Genomic DNA, 4,332 nt, shown 5'->3' on the forward strand with positions numbered 1-4,332 from the left:
CGCGCTCGGCCTGCCCGACAGCGCCACGCCGCACGCGCTCCGGCATTCCTTGGCCACGCATCTGCTGTCACGCGGCGGGGACTTGCGCGCCATCCAGGAATTGCTCGGCCATTCCTCGCTCTCGACCACGCAGGTCTATACCGGCATCGATTCCGAGCGCCTGCTGGAAGTCTACGCCAGCGCGCATCCGCGGCGGTGACTCCTCACGAGCTCTCGTGCCCCGGACGCAGCGCAGCGCTCCTTCAGCGGAGCGCTGCAGAGCCGGGGCCCATCCCACCGCGTGATCGCCTGTAGCTTCTGGGTCCCGGGTCAGCGTCGCAGCGTTGCACGCCGCGCCGCGTCCGGGACACGAGAGCCGACAAGACTGACACAGTCCCGTCACAACGCGCGTGCCTCTTGCGCGGCGCCCGCGGTTCGGTCAATCGTTGCGGAACCGAGGCAGGAGAGACTTATGAGCGCACATGAAAGCATGGAGCACGCCGAGCACGCCGAACACGCGTCCGGCTCGAACAAGAAGATCGCGCTCCTGATCGCCGTTCTGGCGCTGTTCCTGGCGATCTCGGAGACGCTCGGCAAGGGCGCCCAGACCGAATCGATCAGCAAGAACGTCGAGGCCGCTAATCTCTGGGCGTTCTTCCAGGCCAAGAGCATCCGCCGCACCGTGGTGATCACCGCGGCCGAGCAGGGCAAGCTGACGCTGGGCGGGACGAGCGACGACGCCATGAGGGCGACGGTGCAGAAGCAGGTCGACGACTGGACCAAGACTGCGCAGCGCTACCGCTCCGAGCCCGAGACCGGCGAAGGCACCGAGCAACTCGCGGAGAAGGCCAAGCACGCCGAGCACGACCGCGACGAGGCGACCGCGAAATACCACCATTTCGAGCTGGCGTCGGCCGCGTTCCAGATCGGCATCGTGCTGGCCTCGGCCACCATCATCACCGGCATGTTCGCGCTGGCCTATGTCGGCGGCATCCTGACGCTCGCCGGCCTTTTCATGACCGCGCTCGGCCTGTGGTGGCCGCATCTGCTGCACTTGCATTGAGGGGGGTGGGGCGCGCGGCTGCTAATTCCGTCATCCTGAGGTGCGAGGCATGGGACGCGACGCGTCCCATGGGGGACCTCGAAGGATGAACGGCCGAGCTGCAGCCGGGCCGTGGCCCCTCGAGGGCCGCTGAAGAAGCGGCCACCTCCAGCGACAACGGCTTCGCCGTTGCGCGGGCGTGACGGTGAGAGACTGATTGTGTGGACGCTCACCGCGCCTGGTGCACGCTCTTCCTGAAGCGCTGGATCAAACGCAGCGTACGTGACGACCACCCCTCCCCGTTGCCGGCGATCAGCTCGCGGATGCGGCGCTTGACCGGGTCGACCAGTTCGGCGGCCTTGGCGCGCACCTTCAGCACGAGGTCGTAGATCCGCTCGAACCAGTGCATCTCCAAGAGCTTGTCGCGCGTCACGTCGAACACGAAGGCGGTGACGCCGACGCCGAGCAGCTTTGCGAAAACGATCGTGAAGATCGCGCTGGTCCAGTACTCATGCGTGAGCAGCCACAGGCCGACCAGCTTGAGCGGAAACAGCGGGACGATGGGGACCGCGAACACGATCAGCGTCGTGGCCGGCGACAGCGCATCGACCCGCTCCGTCAGCCATTGCTTGAAGCGCGCCAGCGGAATCGCCGCGACAATCCGCGCGACGATCGGCTCGAGATGGTCCCACAGCCAAGCTTCGATCAGGAAGACGATCGCAAGCAGGACCCAGACCGGTTGAAGAAGGCGGCGCAGCATGTGTTTCCCGCCCGATTCGGTCCTGGGCGCGTGCTTACATATGGATGGCCCGCTTGCCGACTGCAAGCGCGGCCTCCTTGATGGCCTCCGAGCGGGTCGGATGGGCGTGACAGGTGCGCGCGAGATCCTCCGCACTGCCGCCAAACTCCATGAGAACGCAGGCTTCATGGATCATTTCGCCGGCTTCGCGGCCGATAATGTGCACGCCGAGCACGCGATCGGTCTTCGCATCTGCGAGGATCTTCACAAAGCCGTCAGTGGTCTGATTGACCTTGGAGCGGCCGTTGGCGGTAAAGGGGAACTTTCCGACGGTATAGGCTGTGCCTGCCTGCTTCAGTTCCTCCTCGGTCTTGCCGACGGAGGACACTTCCGGCGTGGTATACACGACGCCTGGGATCACATCGTAATTCACGTGACCGGCCTGGCCTGCGATGATCTCGGCCACCGCAACGCCTTCATCCTCGGCCTTGTGCGCAAGCATCGGGCCCGCGACGACGTCGCCGATGGCGTAGACGCCCTTCAGGCTGGTGGCGAAATGCGGATCGATCTGCACGCGGCCACGGGGATCAAGCGCAACGCCGGCCTCCTTCAGGCCGAGAGCGTCCGTGTACGGCACGCGGCCGATGCTGACCAGCACGACGTCGGCTTCCAGCGTCTCGGCGGCGCCGCCGGCGGCGGGCTCGATCGTCGCCTTCAGCGACTTGCCGGAGGTGTCGACGGCGGTGACCTTGGCGCCAAGCTTGAACGCAAAACCCTGCTTTTCCAGGATGCGTTGGAATTGCTTGGCGATCTCGCCGTCCATCCCGGGCAGGATGCGATCCAGGAACTCGACCACCACGACTTCGGCGCCGAGGCGATGCCAGACCGAGCCGAGCTCGAGGCCGATCACGCCGGCGCCGACGATCAGCAGCTTGCCGGGGACCTTGTCCAGCGACAGCGCGCCGGTCGAGGACACGATGCGCTTCTCGTCGATCTCGATCCCCTTCAGACGCGCGATGTCCGAGCCGGTGGCGATGACGATGTTCTTGGTGTCGACGACTTGCGACTTGCCGTCGGCGGAGACCTCGACCTTGCCGCTGCCGAGGATCTTGCCGGTGCCCTTGAGCACGTCGATCTTGTTCTTCTTCATCAGGAACTCGACGCCCTTGACGTTGCCGTCGATGCCCTGCTGCTTGAAGTTCATCATCGCGGGAAGATCGAGCTTCGGCGACGAGACCGACACACCCATTTTCGCGAAGGAATGGCCGGCTTCCTCGAACATTTCGGAGGCGTGCAGCAGCGCCTTCGACGGCATGCAGCCGACATTGAGGCAGGTGCCGCCGAGCGTGGCGTTCTTTTCGACCACGGCGACCTTCATGCCGAGCTGGCTGGCGCGGACCGCGCAGACATAACCGCCCGGTCCGGTGCCGATCACAACGAGGTCATAAGTCATGGAATGCTCCGTCACGTCTATTCATCAGGGTTGAGCCATTGCGATCGATCGTCGACAGGCCGAGGCATCCGTCCCTCAAGCAATTGCCGAAGATAGCGCGGCGACACTGCGCCGGTTGCTTCGATCAGCCAGTACAGGTAGTCGCGCGGACCGCCATTCAGGTAGGGCGGCGACGACATGGGCTTGAACAACGTCGGCAATTTTTCGGTCACCGACAGATTGTTGAGTATCGAGCCGAGCTCTTGAACCACGTGCCACGCCAAGGGGTCATCAATGTCGATGGTGAGATTGATGTGCCAGCTTTCATCCCGATGGAGATGGTGCGCATCCGCCTTGGTCCCCGGAATCCGCCCGATGAATCCTTTCAGATCTTCGAACATATCTTCGCGGAATTCGTTCGCAGGCATTCAACGTCCACCCGAGACGTCAAGGATGGCGCTGGTGACATAGGAAGCCTCGTCCGACATCAGCCAGACGATGGCGTTGGCGATTTCATCCGCGGTACCGACGCGCTTCATCGGCACCAGATGGGCCAGACGATGGGCGCGGTCGGGCTCGCCGCCGGCGGCGTGGATCTCGGTGTCGATCAGACCGGGGCGAATGCCTGCGACGCGGATGCCCTCGTTCGCAACCTCATAACCGAGGCCGATGGTGAAGGAATCGATCGCGCCCTTGGAGGCCGCATAGTCGACATAGGTGTTGGGCGCGCCGAGCCTGGCTGCGACCGACGACAGGTTGACGATGACGCCGCCCTGGCCGCCGTGCCTGGTCGACATGCGCTTGACGGCTTCGCGTGCGCAGAGAATGGAGCCGGTGACGTTGACGGCCATCACGCGCTGGATGCGCTCGGCCGACATCTCGTCGACCCGCACGCCGCTGGTGCCGACGATGCCGCCATTGTTGACGAGCGCCCCGAGCGTGCCGAACTTGTCGGCCTCCTTGAACAGGTCGATGATGTCGCGCTCCTCGGCGACATCGCATTTCACCGCAACGGCCTTGCCGTTGCTGGCCTCGATCGTAGCGACCACCTCGTCGGCGGCCTTCTTGTTGCTGGCGTACCCGACCACGACGCGATAGCCGCGCGCGGCCGCCGCGAGCGCAGTTGCCCGCCCAATGCCG

The 4,332-nt window shown here is 64.8% G+C and carries 6 protein-coding genes; 2 read left to right on the forward strand and 4 right to left on the reverse strand.

What is annotated here, in order from left to right:
• Together MOV75_RS28680 and MOV75_RS28685 are read left to right on the forward strand one after the other, a co-directional pair.
• Positions 1 to 199 (forward strand): tyrosine-type recombinase/integrase (locus MOV75_RS28680; protein ID WP_247007021.1); only part of this gene is annotated, 199 nt, incomplete at its 5' end.
• 252 nt (positions 200 to 451) lie between these two features.
• Positions 452 to 1,042 carry a DUF4337 domain-containing protein gene (locus MOV75_RS28685; protein ID WP_246930832.1) on the forward strand — a complete coding sequence of 197 codons (591 nt, stop codon included), beginning with the start codon at positions 452 to 454 and terminating at the stop codon, positions 1,040 to 1,042.
• 208 nt (positions 1,043 to 1,250) lie between these two features.
• On the opposite strand, the gene MOV75_RS28690 is transcribed toward MOV75_RS28685, so the two are convergent.
• The 4 genes from MOV75_RS28690 to MOV75_RS28705 all read right to left on the reverse strand — a co-directional run.
• Positions 1,251 to 1,781: a hypothetical protein gene (locus MOV75_RS28690; protein ID WP_246930830.1), complete on the reverse strand. Its 531-nt coding sequence runs from the start codon at positions 1,779 to 1,781 to the stop codon at positions 1,251 to 1,253.
• A 34-nt stretch (positions 1,782 to 1,815) separates the two neighbouring features.
• Entirely contained in the window at positions 1,816 to 3,213 is a 1,398-nt protein-coding gene (gene lpdA, locus MOV75_RS28695) for a dihydrolipoyl dehydrogenase (protein WP_246930827.1), read from the reverse strand.
• A 17-nt stretch (positions 3,214 to 3,230) separates the two neighbouring features.
• Entirely contained in the window at positions 3,231 to 3,620 is a 390-nt protein-coding gene (locus tag MOV75_RS28700; RefSeq protein ID WP_246930825.1) for a hypothetical protein, read from the reverse strand.
• On the reverse strand, positions 3,621 to 4,332 hold a 712-nt coding region (locus MOV75_RS28705), incomplete at its 5' end, for an SDR family oxidoreductase (protein ID WP_247007022.1). It abuts the gene before it with no gap.

It is taken from the genome of Bradyrhizobium sp. PRIMUS42, from assembly GCF_023006515.1.
Lineage (GTDB): Bacteria > Pseudomonadota > Alphaproteobacteria > Rhizobiales > Xanthobacteraceae > Bradyrhizobium.

Coding starts and splice junctions, on each gene's coding strand:
- MOV75_RS28685 (WP_246930832.1), top strand. CDS start 452: ATGAGCGCACATGAAAGCATGGAGCACGCCGAGCACGCCGAACACGCG.
- MOV75_RS28690 (WP_246930830.1), bottom strand. CDS start 1,781: ATGCTGCGCCGCCTTCTTCAACCGGTCTGGGTCCTGCTTGCGATCGTC.
- lpdA (WP_246930827.1), bottom strand. CDS start 3,213: ATGACTTATGACCTCGTTGTGATCGGCACCGGACCGGGCGGTTATGTC.
- MOV75_RS28700 (WP_246930825.1), bottom strand. CDS start 3,620: ATGCCTGCGAACGAATTCCGCGAAGATATGTTCGAAGATCTGAAAGGA.